At 65.8% G+C, this 23,170-nt stretch carries 11 protein-coding genes; 4 read left to right on the top strand and 7 right to left on the bottom strand.

What is annotated here, in order from left to right:
* Positions 1–29 precede the first annotated feature (29 nt).
* Positions 30–1,247 carry an NADP-dependent isocitrate dehydrogenase gene (locus tag KBA48_RS18200; protein ID WP_292908960.1) on the bottom strand — a complete coding sequence of 406 codons (1,218 nt, stop codon included), beginning with the start codon at positions 1,245–1,247 and terminating at the stop codon, positions 30–32.
* 160 nt (positions 1,248–1,407) lie between these two features.
* Complete coding sequence (locus KBA48_RS18195; RefSeq protein ID WP_292908958.1) at positions 1,408–2,007, bottom strand: TIGR00730 family Rossman fold protein; 600 nt, start codon at positions 2,005–2,007, stop codon at positions 1,408–1,410.
* Positions 2,008–2,262: 255 nt separating this feature from the next.
* On the opposite strand from KBA48_RS18195, the gene KBA48_RS18190 reads away from it, so the two are divergent.
* The 4 genes from KBA48_RS18190 to KBA48_RS18175 all read left to right on the top strand — a co-directional run bounded on the left by KBA48_RS18190 (position 2,263) and on the right by KBA48_RS18175 (position 5,700).
* Entirely contained in the window at positions 2,263–2,727 is a 465-nt protein-coding gene (locus KBA48_RS18190; protein ID WP_292908956.1) for a cytochrome c, read from the top strand.
* A 71-nt stretch (positions 2,728–2,798) separates the two neighbouring features.
* A complete protein-coding gene (locus KBA48_RS18185; RefSeq protein WP_292908954.1) occupies positions 2,799–3,452 on the top strand; it encodes a cytochrome b/b6 domain-containing protein in 654 nt (217 codons plus the stop codon).
* A gap of 67 nt (positions 3,453–3,519) precedes the next feature.
* Positions 3,520–4,488 carry a LysM peptidoglycan-binding domain-containing protein gene (locus KBA48_RS18180; RefSeq protein ID WP_292908953.1) on the top strand — a complete coding sequence of 323 codons (969 nt, stop codon included), beginning with the start codon at positions 3,520–3,522 and terminating at the stop codon, positions 4,486–4,488.
* A 171-nt stretch (positions 4,489–4,659) separates the two neighbouring features.
* Positions 4,660–5,700, top strand: coding sequence for an MBL fold metallo-hydrolase (locus KBA48_RS18175; RefSeq protein WP_292908952.1), 1,041 nt, complete (start codon positions 4,660–4,662; stop codon positions 5,698–5,700).
* 70 nt (positions 5,701–5,770) lie between these two features.
* On the opposite strand, the gene KBA48_RS18170 is transcribed toward KBA48_RS18175, so the two are convergent.
* The 5 genes from KBA48_RS18170 to KBA48_RS18150 form a co-directional block, all read right to left on the bottom strand.
* Positions 5,771–7,633 (bottom strand): tetratricopeptide repeat protein, encoded by a 1,863-nt coding sequence (locus tag KBA48_RS18170; protein WP_292908950.1) that lies wholly within the window; start codon positions 7,631–7,633, stop codon positions 5,771–5,773.
* Positions 7,630–9,444 (bottom strand): tetratricopeptide repeat protein, encoded by a 1,815-nt coding sequence (locus KBA48_RS18165; protein ID WP_292908948.1) that lies wholly within the window; start codon positions 9,442–9,444, stop codon positions 7,630–7,632. The genes KBA48_RS18170 and KBA48_RS18165 overlap by 4 nt, the downstream gene beginning before the upstream one ends.
* Positions 9,445–9,448: 4 nt before the next feature.
* The gene (gene rfaD, locus KBA48_RS18160; protein WP_292908991.1) at positions 9,449–10,432 is read right to left on the bottom strand and encodes an ADP-glyceromanno-heptose 6-epimerase; all 984 of its coding nucleotides are present in this window, start codon (positions 10,430–10,432) and stop codon (positions 9,449–9,451) included.
* A gap of 27 nt (positions 10,433–10,459) precedes the next feature.
* A complete protein-coding gene (locus KBA48_RS18155) occupies positions 10,460–11,632 on the bottom strand; it encodes a glycosyltransferase family 4 protein (RefSeq protein ID WP_292908947.1) in 1,173 nt (390 codons plus the stop codon).
* Between the two features lie 199 nt (positions 11,633–11,831).
* Positions 11,832–23,159 carry a cadherin domain-containing protein gene (locus KBA48_RS18150; protein WP_292908946.1) on the bottom strand — a complete coding sequence of 3,776 codons (11,328 nt, stop codon included), beginning with the start codon at positions 23,157–23,159 and terminating at the stop codon, positions 11,832–11,834.
* Positions 23,160–23,170: the final 11 nt, after the last annotated feature.

The raw sequence follows: 23,170 nt of genomic DNA, 5'->3' as shown, positions 1-23,170 counted from the left end.
TTCAATACGCGAACCTGTGTCCAGCGGCCTTACTTGGCGCGCGCGGCCTGCAGGTTTTCGTCCAGCTTGGCCAGGAAGTCCTGGGTGGTCAGCCACTTCTGGTCCGGGCCGATCAGGGTGGCCAGGTCCTTGGTCATGTAGCCGCTTTCCACGGTATCCACGCAGACGCGCTCCAGGGTCTTGGCGAAGTCCACCACGTCCGGCGTCTCGTCGAACTTGCCGCGATAGGTCAGGCCCTGGGTCCAGGCGAAGATGCTGGCGATCGGGTTGGTGGAGGTGGGCTTGCCCTTCTGGTGCTCACGATAATGGCGGGTCACGGTGCCGTGGGCGGCTTCCGCTTCGACCGTCTTGCCATCGGGGGTCATCAGGACCGAGGTCATCAGGCCCAGCGAGCCGAAGCCCTGCGCCACCAGATCCGACTGCACGTCGCCGTCATAGTTCTTGGCGGCCCACAGGAAGTTGCCCGACCACTTGAGGGCCGAGGCCACCATGTCGTCGATCAGGCGGTGTTCATAGGTGATACCGGCTTCCTTGAACTTGTCGGCAAACTCCGCCTCGAACACTTCCTGGAACAGGTCCTTGAAGCGGCCGTCATAGGCCTTCAGGATCGTGTTCTTGGTGGACAGATACACCGGGTAGCCGCGCAGCAGACCATAGTTCATGCAGGCGCGCGCGAAGCCGCGGATCGATTCGTCCACGTTGTACATGCCCATGGCAACGCCCGGCCCGTCGAAATCGAACACGGTGTGGCGGATGTTGCTGGTGCCGTCGGCGCTGGTAAAGGTGATGGACAGACGGCCCGCACCGGGGATGATGAAGTCGGTGGCCTTGTACTGGTCACCGAAGGCATGGCGGCCAATGACGATGGGCTGGGTCCAGCCCGGCACCAGGCGCGGCACGTTCTTGCAGATGATCGGCTCGCGGAACACGGTGCCGCCCAGGATGTTGCGGATGGTGCCGTTGGGCGACTTCCACATCTGCTTCAGATTGAATTCCTTCACCCGGTCTTCGTCCGGGGTGATGGTGGCGCACTTCACGCCCACGCCGTAATGCTTGATGGCCTCGGCGGACTCGACGGTGACCTTGTCATCCGTGGCGTCGCGATGTTCGACGCCCAGGTCATAGTATTTCAGGTCCACGTCCAGGTACGGAAGGATCAGGCGGTCCTTGATGAACTGCCAGATCACGCGGGTCATTTCGTCGCCGTCGAGTTCCACGATCGGATTGACGACTTTGATCTTCGACATGGGGGCGCTCTCCCAGGGGTGAAAGGTACCGGCGGCGATCCAGCGTCCGGCCCGGCGGTGTCAATAAAGCCCATTCGCGACAGGGTCGCAACCGGGCCTGCTCGGGTAATTTTCGTTCGGAATGCGGGGCTGGCCTGCGACAAAGGCAAAGCCCGCACCCTCACATGCGATCAGTTTGAACCTTATGCGCCGCCTCTTTCAGGCGGGCAAGCAGATCGACAGCTTTTTCCACACTGTCCACTACGTGGTACAGCCGGTCCTCGGCGCCCGGCAGGTTCGGCTTGCGCATGAACCCCGTCTCGGTCATGTGGTCCATCAGCGCCAGCAGCGGGTTCCAGAAACCCTGGGTATTGACGATGACCACCGGCTTGCCGTGCAGGCGCAACTGCCGCCAGGTGATGATCTCGAACATCTCGTCCAGGGTGCCGATACCGCCGGGCAGGATGATGAAGGCGTCGGACCGCTCCACCATCATCTGTTTGCGGACATGCATGCTCTCGACCACGATCAGTTCGGTCAGGCCGGTATGGTCCACCTCGTACCGCTTGATATGCTCCGGGATGATGCCCACGACCTTGGCCCCGCCCTTCAGGCCGGCATCGGCGACAATGCCCATCAGGCCGACGCGCCCGCCGCCATAGACGATGTCATAGCCGTGGGTGGCCAGCAGTTCGCCGGTGCGCCGCGCCGCGTCCTTGAAGCTGTCGGCGACGAAGTCGGAGGAACCGCAATAAACACATACGGTGGAGATGGACGACATGGATGAACACTTTCCTGCACTTAAACCGGGCCCGCGCCCCGTGGCGCGGCTTGCAAATCGACCCCGACAACGGGCACTCTCCGCAATGTGCGATATGGGTGCGCTGTCGATCCCTTCGGCCCTACACCATCTGTTGACCGGACACAAGCGCACCCCATCTCCAATGCGGCGTCCTTGACCGGACGGCGCCCCTTGTCACCCCCGGCCCGGGCCGTCACTGGCGCCCTCGGGCGATCTGATGGAGGATTACGAGTGATGAAGCATCGTTTCGGCGCGCTTGCCGCCGGTATCATCGCCGCGGCCAGCCTGACCGGCTTCGTCGTGACTGCCCAGGCCCAGGACCCGACGGCCGTGATTGACGCCCGCAAGGCGGAGTTGAAGAAGGCCGGCGGGGCCACCAAGGCCATCGGCGCCTTCCTGAAGGATGGCACCGGCACCGTTGCCGATGTGCAGGCCGCCGCCGCCACCATCAACGCCGCTGCCAAGGCCTTCCCGGACTGGTGGCCGGCCGGTACCGCCGTCGGTGTGGCCAAGAGCGAGGCGAAGCCCGAGATCTGGACCAAGGCCGATGATTTCAAGGCCAAGACGGTGGCGTTCCAGACCGAGGCCGCCGCCCTGGTGACGGTCGCCACCGGTGGCGACAAGGCCGCCATCGGTGCCCAGTTCGGCAAGACCGTGGCGACCTGCAAGTCCTGCCACGAATCCTATCGCGCCGACTGATGATGTCCGGCCCGGTCCCCGTTCCGCCGGAACGGGGACCGGTTTCCGCCCCTGCCGTGGGAGATCGGCCCATGCGTAAGATTTTGGTCTGGGACCTGCCGACGCGGCTGTTCCACTGGCTGCTGGTTCTGTGTATTGCCGGTGCCTGGATTACGGGCGAGAACGAGGCGTATGATTGGCACATGCGCTTCGGCTATGCCATACTGGGCCTGGTGCTGTTCCGCATCCTCTGGGGTCTGGTGGGCAGTGACACGGCGCGTTTCGCACAGTTCGTGCGTGGCCCCGCCGCCATTCGCCAGCATATTGCCGAGTTGCGGCAGCCCGGCCGCATGCACCCGCATATGGGCCATAATGCGCTGGGTGCGCTGGCGGTGCTGGGTCTGCTGCTGGTGGTTGCGGTCCAGGCGGGATCGGGTCTGTTCACCAGTGATGGGGTGCTGACCGATGGTCCGCTGGTGGAGCGGGTCAGCGGTTCCACCGCGTCGCTGATGCGGTCCATCCATCTCAATAATTTCAACATCCTGCTGGCGATGGCCGGTCTGCATGTCGTAGCGATCCTGGCCTATGCGCTGTTCAAGCGGCTGGATCTGGTGCGCCCCATGGTGACGGGCCGCGCGGCCGTGCCGGGGAACATGCCCGGCCCCCGGATCGTTTCCCTTGTCCGCGCCTTGGTTGTCGCGGCACTATCGGCCACCACCATCTGGGCCCTGGTCAGTTACGCCTGACCGTCCCGGCCCATCCTGTCCCGTTCCGTCCCCCGTTTCTCCCCGGACGAGAAAGGCTTTTGTCTCCGTGAACCGCAAGATCCTGATCCCCATCGCAATCCTGGCCGTTGCCGCCGTGGGTGTGGCTGCCTGGCAGTTGCAGGCGCCCGGCAGCGGTGGTGGTACGCGCCCGTCGGCCCAGGCGCCGGCCCCGAAAAAGACCAGCCTGCCGGCCTTCGACGTGGTGCGGGTGGAACCGTCGGGCACGGCGGTGATCGCCGGCCGCGCCCTGCCGGGGGCCAAGGTGAACATCCTGGATGGGGACAAGCTGCTGGGCACTGCCACGGCCGACGCGCGTGGCGACTGGACCTTCCTGCCGCCCGACCCGCTGGCCCCCGGTGCGCGTGAATTGCGTCTGGAGCAGGTGGGCAGCGACGGTGCCGTGACCAAGGGCCTGTCCTCCGTCGTGCTGGCGGTGCCGGAACGTGACCGCGACCTTGCCGGCCGGCGCGGGGAGGGCGATGCCCTGGCCGTGTTGTCGGGCAGCGATGGCAGCCGGGTCCTGCAGGCCCCGCGCGCCCTGTCCCAGGGCGCCGCGCCGCGCCCGGCGGGGGAGATCACCATCGACACCGTCGATTACGATCGCGGCGGCAAGGTCAGTGTGGGCGGACAGGCCAAGCCCGGCACGGAGGTGATGCTCTATCTTCAGAACAATCTGGCAGGCCGGGCCAAGGTGGGGACGGATGGCCGCTGGTCCATCACGCCGGACCGCATCTTCGATGACGGTCAATACAGCCTGCGTGTCGATCAGGTTGGCCCCGACAGCAAGGTGATCAGCCGGGCCGAGGTGAATTTCGACAAGAAGCCGATCCCCGATCAGGCCCTGGCCGGCCGCGCCGTGGTGGTGGTGCCGGGCAATAATCTCTGGGCCATCGCGCGCCGCTCCTATGGGGAGGGTATCCGCTACACCGTGATCTTCGAGGCCAACCAGGGTCAGATCCGCGACCCCGACCTGATTTATCCCGGCCAGATTTTCCTGGTCCCGGAGGGGAAGTGATCATGATGGGCATGGACAAGGCGCCGACGGCGGCCTGACCCGTCTGGTTTCGATGAAGTTGAGGTAAAAAGGGGGCAATATCTCGCCGCTGTGCGCATTGCCACAGCGGGGCTGTCGATCTTTGCCTCAATTTGTCCGTCTATTTCCTTGAACGGACGGATATCTACCGCAATGACATGCCGCGCCGCGTTTGCCCGTCTCTCCAGTAGCTGGTTCGCTGCGGATGACCCGTCCGGAACCGCTGATGCCGGTGCCGTTTCCCATCCAGCCTCCGATCATTTTGACGGCAAGCGCTTCTTCAACCCCCACATTGTGGGGCGGGAGAAAGGGATCGGCGATGTCTGGCGCTGGATGAGGGAACGTAAACCGGTCAAATGGCCGGCTTGGGTGGAAAACGGAAATTGGCCGCTGCCGAACCCGGTCCCGTCTGATGCCATCTCCGTCACCTTTATCGGCCATGCCTGTTTTCTGATCGGCATTGGCGGGCGCTGGTTCATCACCGACCCGGTTTATGCCGACCGTGCCAGCCCCGTGCCCTTTGCGGGACCCAAAAGGGTGAGGGCGCCGGGGTTGGCATTCGATGATCTCCCCCGGCTTGATGGTGTCCTGGTCAGCCACAATCATTACGACCATCTGGATCGGGCGGCATTGCGAGAACTGGATCGCCGCTTTCAGGCACCTGTTGTCACCAGCCTGGGCAACCGCGCCCTGATCGCGGCTTGCGGTCCGGAAGTGGTGACGGAACTGGATTGGTGGCAATCCCACCCTGTTGGCGAGGTGGAGATCACCTATGTCCCTGCCCAGCATTTTGCCGCGCGCGGCCCGTTCGATCGTAATGCCACGCTGTGGGGTGGGTTCGTGCTGCGGGCGCAGGGGCGTACCGTCTATTTCTGCGGGGATAGCGGCTATTGCCCGCACTTTCTGGAGATCGGGGCCCGGTTCCCCGGCATCGATCTGTCACTGCTTCCCATCGGCGCTTATGAGCCGCGGTGGTTCATGCGGCAGATGCACATGGACCCTGCCGACGCGGTGCAGGCCCACCTGGATCTGGGCAGCCGCCGCAGCATCGGCATGCATTATGGGACCTTTGCAGGCCTGACTGACGAAGGCATCGACGATCCTGTCAACGCCCTTGCCACCGCCCGCGCCGCGCACGGGTTGGGGGAGGCGGATTTTGGCACGCTGGAGGTTGGCCGGACGCGCGTCGTGTGACAGCGTCCTTCTCTCCCAAACTCCTCTGGCACTGCATTCGGTTAACCGGACGCGGCGCCAGCGATACGCCTTAGCGCTTCCCCCAGTCCCGCCACATCTGTCGGTAGGCCTGTTCGACCTGCGCCGCGAAACCATAGGGATCACAAAGCGGGCTGGCCTGCATCAGCGGGCGCAGGGTCCGGCGCAGTGTTTCCAGGCGGTCCAGGTCGCTTGCCAGCCGGGCGGCGATATCGACATAGGCCGCCATGTCCGGTGCCACCAGATCGTCCAGCCCGATCCGGTGCAGCAGGCTGGCCGTTACGCGGGCGACATGGTGGGTGCCCAGCAGGGTGACGACCGGCACGCCCATCCACAACGCCTCACAACTGGTCGTCGTTCCGTTATAGGGGAACGGGTCCAGTGCGATATCCAGGCGGTCATAGGCGCGCAGATGGTCGCTCTGGTCCGGTATCTGCGGCAACAGGTCCACCCGCTCATCCGTGATACCGGCGTCCCGAAACTGGTTTCGATAGCGGGCAAGGGTGGTGGGGTCCGCGAAGGAACGGCTTTTCAGGGTCAGGCGGGCGGTCGGCACCCGCTTCAGAAGCGTCGACCAGAGAGCCACCACCTCCGGCGTGATCTTGGCATTATTGTTGAACGATCCGAAGGTCACATAGCCATTGCGACGCGCCGGCAGATCGGATGAGGGTGCGGTGTCCAGGGCGGGCCGGAAACAAAGGAAGCCATCCTCCAGCCGAACCAGCTTTTCCAGATACCATTTGTCGGTGACGCCCGGCGGGTCGGCGATCGCGTCGGTCAGCCTGTAATCCATGGTCGTCATGCCGGTGCCATCGGGATAGCCCAGCCAGGTGACCTGCACCGGGGCTGCCCGGCGGGCGAAGATCAGGAGACGGCAGTCGCAGGTATGACCGGCCACATCGACCAGAATATCGATGCCATCGGCACGGATACGGTCCACCGCCTCTTCATCGGTCAGGTCGGTCAGCGAGAACCAGTGACCCGTGATGGAACGGAACCGGTTGGTGACCGCGTCATTCCGTTTGGAGAGCGGATAGCAGAATATCTCCACCTGGGACCGGTCATGCCCGCGCAGCAGCGGTTCCAGGAAGCAGGAGACCGCGTGGCCGCAGAAATCCGGCGAGACGTAACCGACGCGCAGGCGACGACCGGGCGTCCTGTCGTTGACGAAGGGGTAGGGGGCCTCCGGCGCCAGTGCCGCCGCATGACGCTCCCCCCAATGGCGATGGGCGCGGAAGATCACCTCTGGCGGGACATGCGGCGTGTAGTGCAATGCGAACAGCATGTTGGAATGAAGCAAGGGCAGGGTGGGATGCATTTCCAGCGCATGCTGGAACAGGGTGATCGCGTCGGTAACGCGTCCCTGTTCCTTCAACACCTCCCCCAGATTGACATAAGGCTGGGGCAGGTTCGGCTGCAGGCGCATGGCCGTGCGATAACATTCCAGCGCCTGGGTCAGTTCGGAGGCCGATTTGTGCATATCGCCCAGGTTGGACCAGGCCTCCGCCATGTCGGGGCGCAGCCGGATGGCACGACGATACGCCTGCTGCGCCTGATCGCCGCCGCCCAGATTGCGCAGAATGTTGCCCAGATTGAACCAGGCCTCCGCATAGTCGGGCTTCAGCGCGATGGCCATCATGGCAACCCTGGCGGCCTGGGTGTCGCGGCCCAGGTCGGTGAGCAGACAGGTCAGGTTGTTATAGACCGAGGCATCGTCGGGGTTGGCACGGATGGCGCGGCCATAGCAGGCTATCGCCTCTTCCCACCGCCGCTGTGACCGCAGCAGGATGGCATAGTTATTGTTGGCAAAGGGATGGTCCGGGTTCTCCGTCAGGACCGCCTTGTAAAGGTTTTCGGCTTCCCGCTGGTTGCCTTGCCGGTGGTGGGCCACTGCGGTTTCGAACAGGTTGCTCACGATCTATCCCCCTGGCGCAGCAGGCCGGCGTCGGCCAGGATGCGGCGCAGCTTGCGCGCGGCCTGGTCCCAAGTGAAATTGCCCAGCAGATGGGCGCTGGCATCGGGCAGGCCCTTGTCGCGGCCGGCGATGATGTCCGAAATGATCCCGGCCGCCACCGTTTCATCCGGGTTCCACCAGTCCAGGCCAAAAAAGGGTTCCCATGGCTCGGTGCTGTAGGGCAGGTGGGCCGGGCCGGTGGTACAGGGGATCAGGCGGGCGAACCGTTCATCCAGATAATCCAGGTAGGAGGAATGGGCCGGCGCGATCAGACCCATGCCCATGGCCCCTGCCTTGGACAGCGGCAGGTCCCAGCCCTCGCCATGCGACAGGCTGAAATAATGGTTGGCGGTGCGGAACAGGCCCGTCATCTCCGCCTCGCTCAACGGCTGGTCGATCAGCACGATGGGGGCGGCGTCGGTGAAGGCGCGGCCCACATGGTCCTGTGTCTGCCGCACGATGTTTTGCAGGTGACGGCGCGCCGCCTCGGTCCCGCCCTTGCCGGGTTTCAGGATCAGCACGGCATCGTCGTCCCGGTTGGTGGCGCGCAGCCAGACGCGCAGCACCCCGTCCAGATTCTTGCGCGGAATGGCGTCGGAGACGTTGAGGAACCGGTGGCGGTAGCTGTCGACCCGGCGGCCATGGCCGTCCACCAGGGTCAGGGGCGGGGCGTCGGCCGCGGCCGGTTCGGCATCCACGCCCAGCGGGCAGACGCGGATACGGTCCTCCGGATAGCCCTGCGACGCCCAGGCGACGCGGGAGCTTTCCGTGGGCACAATCACCATGTCGGCGGCCAGACTCTGCTTCGCCCAGGTGCGGGAGATACGGGGGCCTTCGAACATGGAATAGAGGATGGTGGCCAGGCCGGGGATCGGTTCCACCGCCAGCGGCACCATGATGTTGATGGCGGCCTTGGCCCCCACCGGTGCCTCCAGCGGTTCGTCGGCCCAGGTCTCATGCCCGAAGACGCCGATCACCTGCAACGGCACCTGCTGCCGGCGCAGGGTCTGGATATAGCGACGGCCCATGTGGGCATAGCCGCTGGCGGTGGAGAAGGGGCCGCGCAGAAGCAGGCCGTCACCGGGGCCCGGCCCCTGGGCGGCGGCCGACTGGCTGGCCGCGTGGTAGCGCTGGCAGCGCAGCGCATGCTTGATGGCGTCGTCGTTGGTCGGGTCCAGTTTCAGCGCGCGGCGCAGCGGGTGCAGGGCCGCCTGCCAGCGGCCCCGGCGCAGCAGGGCGCCCGCCCGTTGCACATAGGGGTAGGTGTTCTGCGGGTTCACAATGGTGGCCGCATCCAGCGCCAGGATGGTCCGGTCCAGATCATGGGGTGCCCAGGCCAGGGACTGGTTGATGCGGATGCCCTCATCCTGCGGCGACAGGCGCGCGGCCCGGTCGGACAGCCGCGCGGCCTGTTCCCGGTCGCCGCGCCAGGTATTGCACAGAAAGCCCAGCCGGTCGCAGGCCAGGGCGCTGGCCGGGTTCAATACCAGCAGATGCCGCAGATAGCGCCAGGCCTCCCCCTGTTCCCCAGCGCTTTGCAGCGCCAGGGCAAGGTTGGTGACCAGATGTTCATGGTTGGGCCAGCGGGCCACGGCTGCGCGCAGAACCTGGATACCCTCCGCCGTCGGTGGGGTCGAGGTCAGGCAAACGCCCAGCAGATTGTGGGCCAGCGGATCGTCGGGTGCCTCCACCACCGCCTGCCGTGCGGCGGCAATGGATTGCGGGCCGCGTCCGGCGCGGTGATGGGCGACGGCCTGGGCGTAGGCGTCCATGTTCTTACCTGTACGGGTCGGGCTGCGACAGGAAACGGTGGACATAGTCGCTCACCCCTTCCTCCAGCCCTGTCATGGGTGCGGTGTAACCGGCATCGCGCAGGCGTCCCAGGTCTGCTTGGGTGAAATACTGGTACCTGGCGCGCAGAGGCTCCGGCATGTCGATATAATCGATCGCGGGCGCGCGGCCTACGGCACGGTAAAGGGCGGCCATCAGGTCGGCGAAGGACCGGGCCTGCCCCGACCCGACATTGAAGATGCCGTTGACCGCCGGATGGTCAAGCAGCCACAGGACAACGTCCACGCAGTCGCGGACATAGACGAAGTCGCGCAACTGTCCGCCATCGGCATAGTCGGGCCGGTGCGATTTGAACAGGTGAACGCGCCCGCCGGATGCCGCGATGGTGTGGTTCTTGGCCACCACGCTCATCATCTCGCCCTTGTGATATTCGTTGGGACCATAGGCGTTAAAGAATTTCAGGCCGGCCCATTGCGGCGGCCGGCGGCGGCCCCGGCGCACCTGATCGACCACGAACCGGTCGAAGGCCAGTTTCGACCAGCCATAGGCGTTCAGCGGGCGCAAGGCGGCCAGGGCCGCCGGATCATTGTCGTCGGAAAAACCCTGCGCCCCGTCGCCATAGGTGGCGGCCGAAGAGGCATAGACCAGCGGCACCTGATGCGCGGTACACCAGTCCCAGAGCAGGGTGGAGAATTTGATATTGGTGTCGGTGATCAGGTCGGCATCGGTTTCCGTGGTGGCCGAGATGGCCCCCATATGGATAACCGTTTTCACCGACCCGGCCCGCGCCGACAGCCAGCCGGGCAGTTCCTGCGGCGCCACGAAGCCGGTGATCAGGTGCTTGGCCAGGTTGCGCCATTTGTCGCCACGGCCCAGCCGGTCGCAGATCACGACCTCTTCCCCGCGCTCAGCCAGGGCGGCGGCGAGGTTGGAGCCGATGAAGCCGGCCCCGCCCGTGATGATGGTCAACGCGGTCATGGCATCACCCCCACCTGTTCATGCTGCCGCATCGATAAAGCTTTCGGCGAAATCGCGCCATGTGCGTTCTGTGCGGATGAAGATCTTGCCACGGTCGGCCATGGCGCGGGCGGCCTTGCGGTCGGCGTACAGGGTCTCCAGATGCGCCACCGCTTCTTCCACCGAACTGTCGCACCAGCCCTGGCGGTTGCCATGTCGGTCGGGCACCTGTGTCTGTTGGGTCAGGGGCAGGCAATTGCCGTCGCGGATCAGGTCGCGGTGGCCGGTATTGGCCGACAGGATCACGGGCACGCCGCAGGCCATGGCCTCCATCGCCACCAGATTGGTCGCCCCTTCGCAGCGATTGGGGAACAGGGCGGCATGGCATTCGGCCAGGATCGGCGCGATCTGCGCCCGGGTCAGGAAACCCAGATCGACGAAGCTTTCCGGCGGCACCCCATGATCGGCGGCCCATTCCGCGATACGCAGCTTGTGCGTGGTGGGGTCGATGCGCGGGGCCTTGGGCGTCAGCGGGGATTCCGCGATGTCGGCGGAGGTGTGGGGCCAGGCATTGTGCCACGCGGTGACCAGCAGCGCGTCGGGATGGCGGGCCTGGAACAGGCGGAAGGCGGCCAGCACCACATCCTGGGCCTTGCGATATTCGATCTTGCCGCCGGAGAAGACGACGAACCGGTCGCCGAACAGGCCGGTGGCCGGCAGCAGGGGCATTTCCGATGGGTCCACGCCCTGCAGCGCCACGCGGACATCGGGCAGGCCACGGTCCAGCAGCAGGTCGCGGTTAAAGCTGGAATGGACGATGATACGGTCGTAGATGCGCGCCCGGTTCAGGGTGGCGGTGTCCAGCCGCGTATCCTCGAACGCGATCACGCCGATATTGCCGTCCCCGCCACGATACAGCTCCGATGGCGGGCCGGGGGTGAAGCCGTTACCCAGGGCATGCAGCGCCGTACAGTCATGCAGCTTCAGCTTTTTGCCGCCATGTTTGGCCGACAGTGCGCTGATCTGGGTATAGCCCTCCATCAGGCCTTCCAGCCTTTCACGGGTGGACGGGCGCATGGTGATGAAGGCCGGCTTTTCCAGCAGCAGCGGCGGCTGATGGCGGTCCACCAGACACAGGGCGGTATGGACACCCACCAGGCCCCAACCGTGAATCTCCGTCAATTGCCAGGTCAATGCCAGATTCTGCGCCAATCCCAATCCCCAACTGCAACCACATACCAGCGGCCTTTATCCCCGACTGATCGGGATCAAAGGCTTCGGCGGCATGTGCCGCCGCCGCACCCATCGGCGCGGATGCCATCGGTCAAGATTATTGACCGATGGGGCATCAGATAAAAAAGGGCCGATCGGTACCTTGGCACCGGTCGGCCCCCTTTGTCAGCAAGATGGATCATCCCCCGAAGGTGATGTTGCCCGTCCCCAGCCTGGCGTTCGACACCACACCCAGCAGCTTGATTTCGCTGGACGCGATGTTCTGGTCGCCGTTGGTCTTCGTGACCACGAAGATGCCGGTGTCCTTGTCATCGCTGGCCAGCACCATCACGCTGCCGCCCGCCTGCGGATTGTTCAGGGCGCCGATGGCGGTACGGATGGCGGTCAGACTGTCATCGTTCAGGCTGCTGGTCGCGGTGGTCAGGCGCACCACCTCGTCCGTCGCCATGTTGATCTGGCCCGTGGCGCGGTCCGCCCCCTGGACCACGCCGTCGCCGTTGCGGTCCAACTGGCTGCGCAGGCTACCGGCCAGAACCAGGCTGTCCCTCGCGGTCTGGAAGTTGGTGATCTGGTCGAAGCCGGTATTGGCCCCCGCCAGCGCACCATCATCGGCATTGCGATAGACGATCTGGTCCGCGGCATTGCCGGTACCCAGCGTGATCTGGTCGGCCCCGGCCCCGCCTTCGAAGCGGATGGCCTTGGTGTCGGCCACGGTGACGATATCCGCCCCGGTGCCGCCGGTCAGGGTCTCGATCCCGCTGACGCGGACGATGCCGCCCTGGCTGCCCAGGGTGATCACGTCCTTCGCGGCACCGCCGATCAGGGTTTCGATGCCGCTGACCAGCATAGTCGCGCCGCCATTGCCCAGCGTCACGATGTCGGTACCTGCACCGCCCAACAATGTTTCCAGCCCACGGACCAACAGGCTGTTGCCATCATCGGCCAGTTGCACGCTGTCGATGCCCTTGCCACCCACCAGCACGTCAATGCCCTTGGCCCACAGCGAGCCGCCAGCCGGACCGGTGAAGACGAAGTCGGTGCCCGCACCGCCGATCAGGCTTTCGATGCCTTCGACGCTGATCGTGGCGCCGCTGCCGGCCAGGGTGGCGCGGTCGATGCCCGCACCGCCGATCAGGGTTTCCAGGCCCGTCACCGCGATGTCGTTGCCGCCATCGCCCAGGGTGATGTGATCGCGACCCGCGGTGCCCACCAGGCTTTCGATGCCCTGCAGCCACATGGTGCCGGACCCGCCACCCAGATAGATCAGGTCGGTGGCCGGCGACCCCGTCAGGCTTTCCAGCATCTGCACATTCATGGTGAAGCCGCTGGTGCCCGTGCTGGTCACCACGTCATGGGCCGCACTGCCAATCAGCGTTTCAAGCTGGGTCACCGCCATGGTGGTGCCGGCCGTGCGGGTGAAGGTGACCACGTCCTGGCCGATATTGCCGATGATCGTGGCATAGCGGTCGACGGACAGCGTGGCGCCCGAGGCCGGCAGGCGCAACACATCCTCCACGGCGGTGATGGTCACGACCTTCTCGCTGTTGGCCGTGCGGGCGTCGAGATCGGAAGTCTGAACCAGAAGCTGCGCCGTGGCGACATTGTCGCGGGAGGTGAACAGCAGGGTGGCCAGTGTGGCATTAACGTCCGCCGCACTGCCCGTGATGCGGATGACGGTGTCGCTGACCTGGGTCAGGCTGGCGGTTCCGGCCAGTGTCACCGCCACAGTGCCGTCGGTCGGGGTCAGGGTGACGGAGAGGACCGGACTGTCCGCATCCGCCACACTGATACCGGTGATGGCGGTCGCCGCCCCGCGCGGAACGGTGACGCCATCCGGTGCGGTGGTCTGCGGCGGTTGCAGCACCTCGATCGTGATCAGATCGCTGTCATTCGGCGTGATGTCGTCGCGGTCATCCGTTTCGATGCGCAGTGTGGCCGTCGGACGGCCCAGCAGGCCGGTGAATTCCACGCTGGCCAGCGACTGCCGCACTGCGGCCGTCGAGCCCGCCAGGATCAGGGCGCCGTTCGCCCCTTCCGTAACTGTCACATCACCGAAGCGGGTGACCGTGACGATGCCGTCAGTCGGCGTCAGGGTGACGGTCAGGGCAGGACTGTCGGTATCGGCGACACTGATGCCGATGATTTCCTGCGGCACGCCGGCCACCACGGTCGGCTTCACCGGCAGGATATTTTCCGGTGCCACCGCCACGCGCACCGCGATGGTGCGGTCGTCGCTGAGCGGGACCGAACCGTCGCCCGCCACGATGCGCAGCGAGCCGGCGGCGCCGCTGCCATCGGGCGTGAAATAGAGCCCGGCCAGGGTGGCGTTCACATCCGCCAGCGTGCCGGTCAGGGTCACGCTGCCGCTGCCCCGGCTCTGGCTGGCAGGACCCACCAGCGTGATGGCCCCGCCCGTCGCGGTCAGGGTCACCATGACCGTGCCGCTGCGGGCGGCCTGGACGGCGATGCCGCTGACCAGACTGCTGCGGCCCGCCAGCACGGCGGTGGCATCCGGGGCGGTGACGCGCGGGCTGGCCGGGTCGTCGTTCAGGATGATGCCGCTGGCCTGGCCACCCTGGATGTCCATGCCGCCCGTGGCGTTGGAGAGGGAGACGGTAAACCGTTCATCCGCTTCGACCAGACCATCGCCGCTGACATTGATGGTGATGGTCTTCGTGGTCTCCCCAGCCGCGAAGCTGACGGTACCCGACGGCAGGATGCCGCCGAAATCAGCCGCATCCAGGCCGGAATTGCCGCTGACATGGTAATCGACGGAAGCGGCGCGCAGGTCGGCGCCCGTGCGGGTAACCTGGAAGGTGAAGGCGGTGATGCCGCTGTCACCTTCCGCCTTGACGCTGTCCAGGGCAGTGATCGACAGGCGGGTGGGGATGATGGTCCCCACGTTTGTCCCGGCAATGGCGGCATCCAGGCTGGCGCCCGTCAGGCTGGCCAGGGCTGCCTCCAGGCTGCCGGCAGCCACACCATCGCGCAGGGCCGTGACGGCATCTGTCTGCATCACGACCTGTACACGGGCCATGGCAGTCAGGGCCGCCAGCGGATCGGTAGTGGCGGAAGCCGCTTCGATCTTGGCATTGCCGGCCGCGATGATGGTGCCGGCGGCGGCGGACAGGCTGTTCACCTTGGCCGCGTCGACACCGGGCAGCCGTGCCGCCGCCCCGCGCAGGATGCCGGCCAGCGTGGCGCTGTCGGCCAGATCCAGGGTGGCGCCGGCCGGCAGCGCGCGGATGGCGTCGGCCAGTGCGTCCAGGACCGCCTGACCCGCCTGTCCGGGGGCCAGCGTCGCGGTGGCTGCACCGTTCATCACGGCCGTGCCATCCACGATCAGATTGGCGATCTTCACGGCCTCCGCCTGGGCTTCCACCGCGCGGGCCACCTGGGTCGCCGTGGCGCCGGGCGCGGTGGCCGCCTGCAACGGATCGACATTCAGCAGGTCCAGACCCGCATCGATGCCCAACGCCGCCTTCAACTGTGCCGCCGCCGCCAGATTGGCCTCGACGGTCGCCTGACGACCCGCCAGCCCGACGATGGCGCTGGTCAGCGGGTTGATGACGGTGGCACGTGCAGGGGCCTCATAAACGCCTTCGAAGCGCTGGCCCGTGGAGATGTCGGTACCGCCCACCATGATGTAGACGCCGCTGCCACCCGCGATCGCGTAATTGCCGGCGGCATCAGTGATGGCGCTGACCTCGCCCGCGTCCAACAGTCCGTTGCCGTTGGTGTCGGCGAAGACCTGGGCGCCGCTGATATAGCCGTCGACCGTCTTGCCACGGACATAGTTGACCACGATGTCGGCGAAATCAGCACCGGACAGGCTGAAGTTCGGCACGGCGGTATTGCCGGCCGCGTCGCGGATGCCATCGGCACCGGTGATCAGGCCGGCCACGGAAATACCGTCGCCATCCACATCGCCATTGCCCACCACATAGCGGAAAGTCAGGACATTGCCGCCCGATCCACCCACATAAACGGCCTGACGCGCCGCGTCCCCGATCAACAGGCCCAGGGATGGGGTGCCGGTGACGGTTACCGCCTCGCTGAAGGTGAGGGTGATGTCGATGCTGTCGCCGGGGAAGCGGACCCCGCCCGCCGGTGCGCCGACATCGGTCACCTGCGGCGGCAGACGGTCGCGCACACCGTCCAGGATGGTGCCGCTGGCGGTGGAGGGATCGTTGATGCGCGGTGTCAGGACCAAGCCCGTCGCGGTCAGCCCATCCAGCGCCACGGTGAAGGTTTCGTCCCCTTCGATCAGGGAGTCGGCCCGGACCAGGATGGTGATATCCTGGCTGGACTGACCCTGTGCCAGGGTGACGGTGCCCGACGGCAGCACATCGCCCGCGAAGTCGAACCGGTCGATGCCGCCGCCCGCATTGATGCGCCAGTTGACGCTGACCGTGCCGTCGGTGGCCGCCGTCTGACCCGCCGTGCGGCTGATCGTGAAGGTGTAGGCAACCAGTTCATCCGCCGTCGGTTCCACCTGGACGGACGAAGTGCCCGCCTTGACGGCGATGGAGATCAACTGCTCCTCGGCGATGGCGATATCCACCGCGCTGGTCAAATCCTTCTGCCCGTCGCTGACGGAATAAGTGACGCGGCCCGCCGAGCCGGAGAAGCCGGGATCGACGCGGAAGGTCAGCCCCGCCAGTTCCGCCGCCGACAGCACCGATCCCAGGGCCACGGGCCGGCCATCGGCATATTGCAGCACGCCGTGGCTGGGCAATTCACCGATGGTGACCGACAACGCGTTGCCGTCCGGATCGACCGGCATGTCAATGGACAGGCCGATGGCACCGGAATTCTTGGCGATGGTGACCTGCTTGGGTGCCTGGATCAGCGGGTCGTTATTCTCACCATCGATGATGATGGTGACGGTGGCCGTGGAGGTCAGCCCACCCTTGTCGGCCATGGTGTAGGTAAAGCTGTCCTGGCCCGTGGTGCCCGACGGCAGATACTTGAAGGCGCCGTTGGGGTCATAGACATAGCTGCCGTCAGCATTGACCTGCAGCTTCGCACCCGACGCCAGCGTCAGGGTGCTGCCCACCGCACCGGTGCCGTTGACGCCGATGATGGTGCGCGTGTCGCCCTGGTCGATATCGGTATCGTTATCCAGCAGGCCGGAGCCGACCAGAACGCCCGTTTCATTGACGCGGCCCGTGTCGTCCCCAGCCACCGGGGCCTGGTTGACGTCGGCGATGGACAGGGCAAAGGTCTGCGACGCCGTGGCGCCGGCCTTGTCGGTCGCGGTCACGGTCACGCTCAGCGTGCCCGCATCCTGGAAGCCCGGCGTGCCGCTGAACCGGCCCGTCGTGGCGTCGAAATCCAGCCAGGAGGGCAGGGCACCACCACCCGCCAGCGTGGCGGACAGGGTTATGGCATCGCCCGTATCGACCTCGACGAACGCGTTGGCGGGCAGTGCCAGGGTGAAGGGTGATCCTTCGCTCAACGCCTGGTCACCGATGGCTGTCCCAATGACCGGCGCATCATTCACCGGCGTCACGGCCAGGTTGATGGTGCCGCTTACCGGGGCATTGCCGGCAATATTGTCCGTGACCAGCAACAGAACGCTGGTCGACCGGTCATTATTCAATGTCGGCACAAAACCGGCTGCCGACAGGGCGGCGTTGATCTGCGCGATCGTGCCCGTGGCCGTCCAGACACCCGTTGCCGGGTCATAGGTGCCACCACCCTCGATCCGTCCCAGGGCGGGATCGGCCAGTGTCAGCGTCGCCGTCAGGACGGCGTTTGTCGGAGCCTCGATCAGGCTGGCGCCCGCCAGGGAGATGGCGCCACTATCCTCCACATAGGACAGATCCTGTGACAGGCCGGTGGCCGTGATCCGCGTCTGACCCACGATGAAGGGCGCGCCGGACAGCGCGCTGGCAAGGTTGTTACCGGCAATGTCGGTGATGCCGCTGCCATGCACGGTCAGGGCAACGGTGCCGCCACCCGTAAGGCCGGATGCCGTGACCTCGATAGTGTGGGCATCAACAAGGCTGATGCCACCGATCGTGCCCGTCGCCGTGCCCGTGCTGGTCAGTCCGAAGGCGGCGGCGGTGGCACCGCCCACCGGTTCGGAGAAGGTGACCCGCCAGGTGACGCTGTTGGCGTCGCTGGCCGGATTGCCCAACAGTTCAACACCGGTAACTGTGGGGGCCGTGCCGTCCACGATGATGGCGGTGCCGGCGCTGGGGTCGCTGACCAGACCGGATTTGCCGGTGGCCGTGGCGCTGAACACCAGTGTCCCGGCCGCGTTGGCATCGACCGTGAAGCTGTAGGTGCCATCGGCACCGGCCACGGCGGTCAGGCCGCTGGCCGTCCCGCCGATCAGCAGATTGACCGTGGCCCCGACCTCCGCCGTGCCGGTCAGCAGCAGGCTGCCGGTCCGGGTGATGCCGTCGCTGGCCGAGACGCCGAGATCGCTGCCCGCCGCAAGGACGGGGGCGGATGGCGCCTTGGTCTGGGTCAGGATGGAGAGCGTGAAGCTCTGCTGGCTGAGACCGCCGCTGCCGTCGCTGGCCTGGACCGTCACGGTCCGGTCGCCGCTGATGTCGGCCGTCCAGGTTACGCCTTCCTTGACGGTGACCAGACCGGTCGTTGTGTCGATGGCAACCAGACCACCGGCATCTTCCAGCAGGCTGTAGGTGACGGGGGAGTTGCCGGGATCGGTGGCGGCGGCGGTAATGCCCACCGCCGTACCGGCCGCTGCCCCCACCTTCACCTGATTGGCGGATGCGTCCGTGTCGACAGGCGCGGTCGGGACGACGTTGGTGACGGCGATGGTGAAGGTCTGGCTGCTGACACCGCCCTTCCCGTCGCTGGCCTGGACGGTAATGGCGTGGCTGGCCGCCGTTTCATGATCCAGCTTGGTGCCATCCTTCACGGTGACCACACCGCTGGTGGCATCGATGGCAAAGCGGCCGCCGGCATCGTCGGTCAGGCTGTAGGTGAGGGCGGTGGCGCCGGGGTCCGTGGCGCGCACGGTCAGGCCCGTGGCCGTCCCGGCGGCCGCCCCTTCGGCCACGCTGTTGGCCGCGTTGTTGTTATCCACCGGGGTGGTCGGGGCGACATTCGTGACGGCGATGGTGAAGGTCTGGCTGCTGACACCGCCCTTCCCGTCGCTGGCCTGGACGGTGATGGCGTGGCTGGCCGCCACTTCATAATCCAGCTTGGTGCCATCCTTCACGGTGACCACACCGCTGGTGGCGTCGATGGCGAAGCGGCCACCGGCATCGTTGGTCAGGCTATAGGTGACCGGCGACTGGCCGGGATCGACCGCCAGAGCGGTAAGCCCGACCACCGTGCCGGCCGCCGCCCCTTCCGCCACCTGATTGGCGGCATTGTCGCTGTCCACGGGTGCGGTCGGCGGGGCATTGGTGACGGCGATGGTTACGGTCTGGCTGCTGACGCTGTCCTTGCCGTCGCTGACCATGGCCGTGATCGTGTGACTGGCCGCCGTTTCGAAGTCCAGCTTGCTGCCATCCTTCACGGAGACCACGCCCGTGGTGGCATCAATCTGGAACCGTCCGCCGGCGTCGTCGGTCAGGCTGTAGACCAGCTTGGCGCCGCCCGGATCGGTGGCGGCCATCGTGACGCCCACCAGGGTGCCGGCGGCAGCCCCTTCAACGACGCTGTTTGAGGTCGGGTCCGCATCGACCGGAACGGTCGGGGGAACGTTGGCGACGTTGATGGTCAGTGTCTGGGAACTGGTCAGACGGCCATCGGAAGCCTCCACCGTGATGGCATGGCTGGTCGCCGTCTCGTAATCGATCAGCTTTCCGTCGGCGACGCTGACCAGACCGGTGACCCGGTCGATGGTGAAGCGGCCGCCTGCATCATCGGACAGGCTGTAGGTAACCGTGCTGACGTCGGAAGCGGTGACTGAGCCCACAGCGGTGCCGGTCGCGGCCCCTTCCAGAACGGAGCTGAACTGCCCCGCGATATCGCTGGGCGCCTTGGTGTCGACAAAATGCACGCTGGTCCCGTTGAACGGGGTCGTCAGCAGGTTGCCGGCAAGATCCTTGATGCCGCCCGACAGCACATCCAGCCGCAACTGGCCTTCGCCGTCGATCTGGTCAAGCGTGACGGTATAGGTGTCGCCGCCGCCCGAGACCGAGATCATGTTGTAGGAAATCGGCCGGTTGTAACCGGAGGCGTCGGTGATGACGAAGTCCGACAGATCCACGCCGGTGACCACTTCGGAGAACTTCACCTCGAAGCTCATGGAAGAAACGGTCGCGGCGTAGGCGGTGGTGGGCCGGGACGAGGCGGCGGTCGGATTGACCGTGTCGATGGTGATCAGGGTCGAGCCAGCGCTCTCCCGCGTGTAGAGATTGTCCAGCGTAAGTCCGGCGCGACCCAGCAGCGTCACCGTGATGCTGCCATTGACGGTCAGCACGGCATTGGCGCCGCTATCAACGATCGTGATCTGGCTTTCGTTGTAGACGCTGCCCGTGATGCGCAACTGCTCATTTTCCGACAGGTCGGTCACGGTGTCGCCATCGTTCACATCGAACAGGTCGATACCGCCGCCACCGGTCAGCCGGTCGGAGCCGGCCCCGCCGATCAGCGTGTCGTTACCGGCCCCACCGGTCAGCGTGTCATTGCCGGCTCCACCATCCAGCACGGCGTCGATGATGCCTGCCGTGGTGAACAGGCCATTATTGGCCGTTGCCACCCTGATGACATCGGCTGCGGTGCTGCCGATCACGGTTTCCAGCAGCCAGACGGTCATACTGCCGCCCGTGGACAGGGTGACCATGTCCAGACCGGCGCCGCCGACGACGGTTTCCAGTTGCGACACCAGCATGCTGCTGCCGCCAGAACCCATTCCGGTTACGACATTGGTGCCGACACTGCCGATCAGGGTTTCCACCTGCGACACCATCATGGTGAAGCCCAGGGTGCCGTTGGCGCGCATGACATCGGTGCCGGAGCCGCCGATCAGCGTTTCCAGCCGCGAGACGGCCATCGTGTTGCCGCCGCTGCCCAGTTGGATCAGGTCTTCGCCGCGATTGCCGGTCAGCGTCTCCAGCAGGGAGACCAGCATGGAGGAACCGGTGGTGTTGATGACGGTGACATTTTCGACGGCACTGCTGCCGGTCAGCGTCTCCAGCAGGTCCACCGCCACCCGCGAGCCGGCAGTGTTGGTCAGCGTGACGACATCCTTGCCCACATTGCCGACGATGGTCTGGTAGGCATCGACACTGACCGTCGAGCCGGTGGACGGCAGGTGGAGGACGGCGGAGGGAACGAAGATGGTTACGGTGGTCAGCGCACCGCCCAGCGACAGGGTTTCGGTGGGCGTATAGACGGTCTCCACCCCCGATACCAGGATGGTGGCCGCGTTATCGGTGAAGGTGACGACGTCATTGCCGCTGTTGCCGATCAGCGTTTCCAGGCCGACGGCCGACAGGGTGCTGCCGCCGGTGGCGCCCAACTGTACGATGTCCACCGTGTCGTCGGCGCCGATGACCTCTTCGATATTGCTGACGGTGACCAGGGCTTCCAGCATCGTGACCGTCACGGTCGCGCTGCCGTCGGGCATCTGCCGGTCGACATTCACACCTTTCAGCACTGCCACATCATAGCCGTCGCCACCGGTCAGGGTCTCGATCAGCGAGACGGCCAGCGTGTTGCCATCGGTGGCCGCACTGGTCAGCGTCACGATGTCGGTGCCGGCACTGCCGGTCAGTTCCTCCAACGCGGCGACCGTGATGGTGTTGCCGGAACTGCCGCCCAGGGTGATGGCATCATGCAAGCTGCTGCCGGTCAGCGTTTCCAGATGGGTCACCGTCAGGGTGCCGCCAGCGCCCATGATGATATGGTCGATGCCGTCGCCGGCATCGATCGTCTCCATCAACGATACCGTCACGGTATCATTGCCGCCGCCCAGGGTCGCGGTATCGGCGCCCTTGCTGCCGATCAGGGTCTCGACACCGGTGACGCTGACATTGCTCAACAGGGTCGGGACGTTACCGACGGTGACCAGCGAAGCTTCCAGCGTCACGACATCGGTGCCGATGCCGCCAATGATGGTTTCGATCTGCGACACCATGATCTGGTTGCCGCTGCTGCCGAGCGTCACGCTGTCCATGCCGGTGTTGCCGGTCAGCGTTTCGACCTGCGAGACCAGGATGCTATTGCCGCTGGTGCTGGTCAGGGTGACGACATCCGTACCGGTGCCGCCCAACAACGTCTCGATCCCCTGTATGGCCAGGGTGATGCCGGCGGTTCCGGTGTCGGTGACGACATCGACATTGCTGCCGCCGGTCAGGGTTTCCAGCAGGGCGATGGCGAAGGTGCCGCTGGCCGCCGCCGTGACGACATCGGTGCCGACGCCGCCCGCCAGGGTCTCCAGCGCCTGGAACAGCAGCGTGTTGCCGCCGCTACCCAGGGTGACCTTGTCAACGCCGGTGCCCCCGGTGACGGATTCAAAATCGACCAGTGTGGTCTGATTGTCGCCGAACAGGGTGACCGCGTCGGTCCCGGCGCCGCCGACAAGGGCCTCCAACGCCGAGGCCGTCACGGTGTTGCCATTCGTCGACAGCACGACCGCAGCGGACGCGTTGTTGCCGATCAGGGTTTCAACCAGCGTGGCGGTCAGGGTGCTGCCCGCCACATAGGCAATGTCGGTGCCGCTGCCCCCGGTTACGGCCTCGAACCCGGTCAGGGAGATCGTGTTGCCGCCGCTGGCCAGAAGAGCGACATCGTTGGCGCCATTGCCGATCAGAGTTTCGACCAGGGACACGGACATCGTACCACCGGCGGTATCCTGACTGGTGATGATGTCATTGCCGGAATTGCCGGTGATGGTCTCGACCTGCGACACGGACAGGGTGATACCGCCGGCCTGCACGCCGATATGGTCATTGCCGGAGCTGCCGATCAGCGTCTCCAGCCCCGAGATGGTGACGGTCGCGCCGCTGGACAGGGCGACCACGTCGGTTCCGTTGCCACCCGTCAAGGTCTCGAACGCCGACACCAGCATGGTGGAACCGATTGTCCCCGTGCTGCTGACAACGTCGGTCCCGCTCGTGCCGATCAATGTTTCCAGGTGAGAGACAGCCAGGGTGCTGGCCGACGCCAGCGTGATCAGATCTTCACCGGTGCCGGTGCCGATGACCTGATCGATGCCGCTGATGGACAGCGTGTTGCCGGCGCTGTCCAGGATGGCCACATCGGTGCCCGTATCGCCGATCAGGGACTCTGCGAAACGGACGGCGGTGGTGTTACCGAGAGAGCCGAAGGTGATGACGTCGACACCGGCACTGGCCGTCAGCGTCTCCAGCCCGCTGATGGTGACGCTGTTGCCGAGATCGGTGAGGGTAATGATGTCGGTACCGCTGCCACCCAGCATCGTTTCCAGTGCGGACACGGACGTGGTGTTGCCGAGATTACCGAACTGAACGACGTCGGTGCCGTTGCCGCCCGTCAGCGTCTCCAGCACGGTGACCGACAGGGTGTTGCCGCCATCGGCCAGGGTGACCACATCGGTGCCGG

Origin of the sequence: Niveispirillum sp. (assembly GCF_017996735.1) — a bacterium.
Taxonomy (GTDB): domain Bacteria; phylum Pseudomonadota; class Alphaproteobacteria; order Azospirillales; family Azospirillaceae; genus Niveispirillum.
Note: the sequence above shows the minus strand (reverse complement) of the source record. Positions and strands in the feature narration are given on the sequence as shown.

Bases quoted from the DNA above. Each gene is read 5' to 3' on its own strand.
- KBA48_RS18200 (WP_292908960.1), bottom strand. From the start codon at position 1,247: ATGTCGAAGATCAAAGTCGTCAATCCGATCGTGGAACTCGACGGCGAC.
- KBA48_RS18195 (WP_292908958.1), bottom strand. From the start codon at position 2,007: ATGTCGTCCATCTCCACCGTATGTGTTTATTGCGGTTCCTCCGACTTC.
- KBA48_RS18190 (WP_292908956.1), top strand. From the start codon at position 2,263: ATGAAGCATCGTTTCGGCGCGCTTGCCGCCGGTATCATCGCCGCGGCC.
- KBA48_RS18185 (WP_292908954.1), top strand. From the start codon at position 2,799: ATGCGTAAGATTTTGGTCTGGGACCTGCCGACGCGGCTGTTCCACTGG.
- KBA48_RS18175 (WP_292908952.1), top strand. From the start codon at position 4,660: ATGACATGCCGCGCCGCGTTTGCCCGTCTCTCCAGTAGCTGGTTCGCT.
- KBA48_RS18165 (WP_292908948.1), bottom strand. From the start codon at position 9,444: ATGGACGCCTACGCCCAGGCCGTCGCCCATCACCGCGCCGGACGCGGC.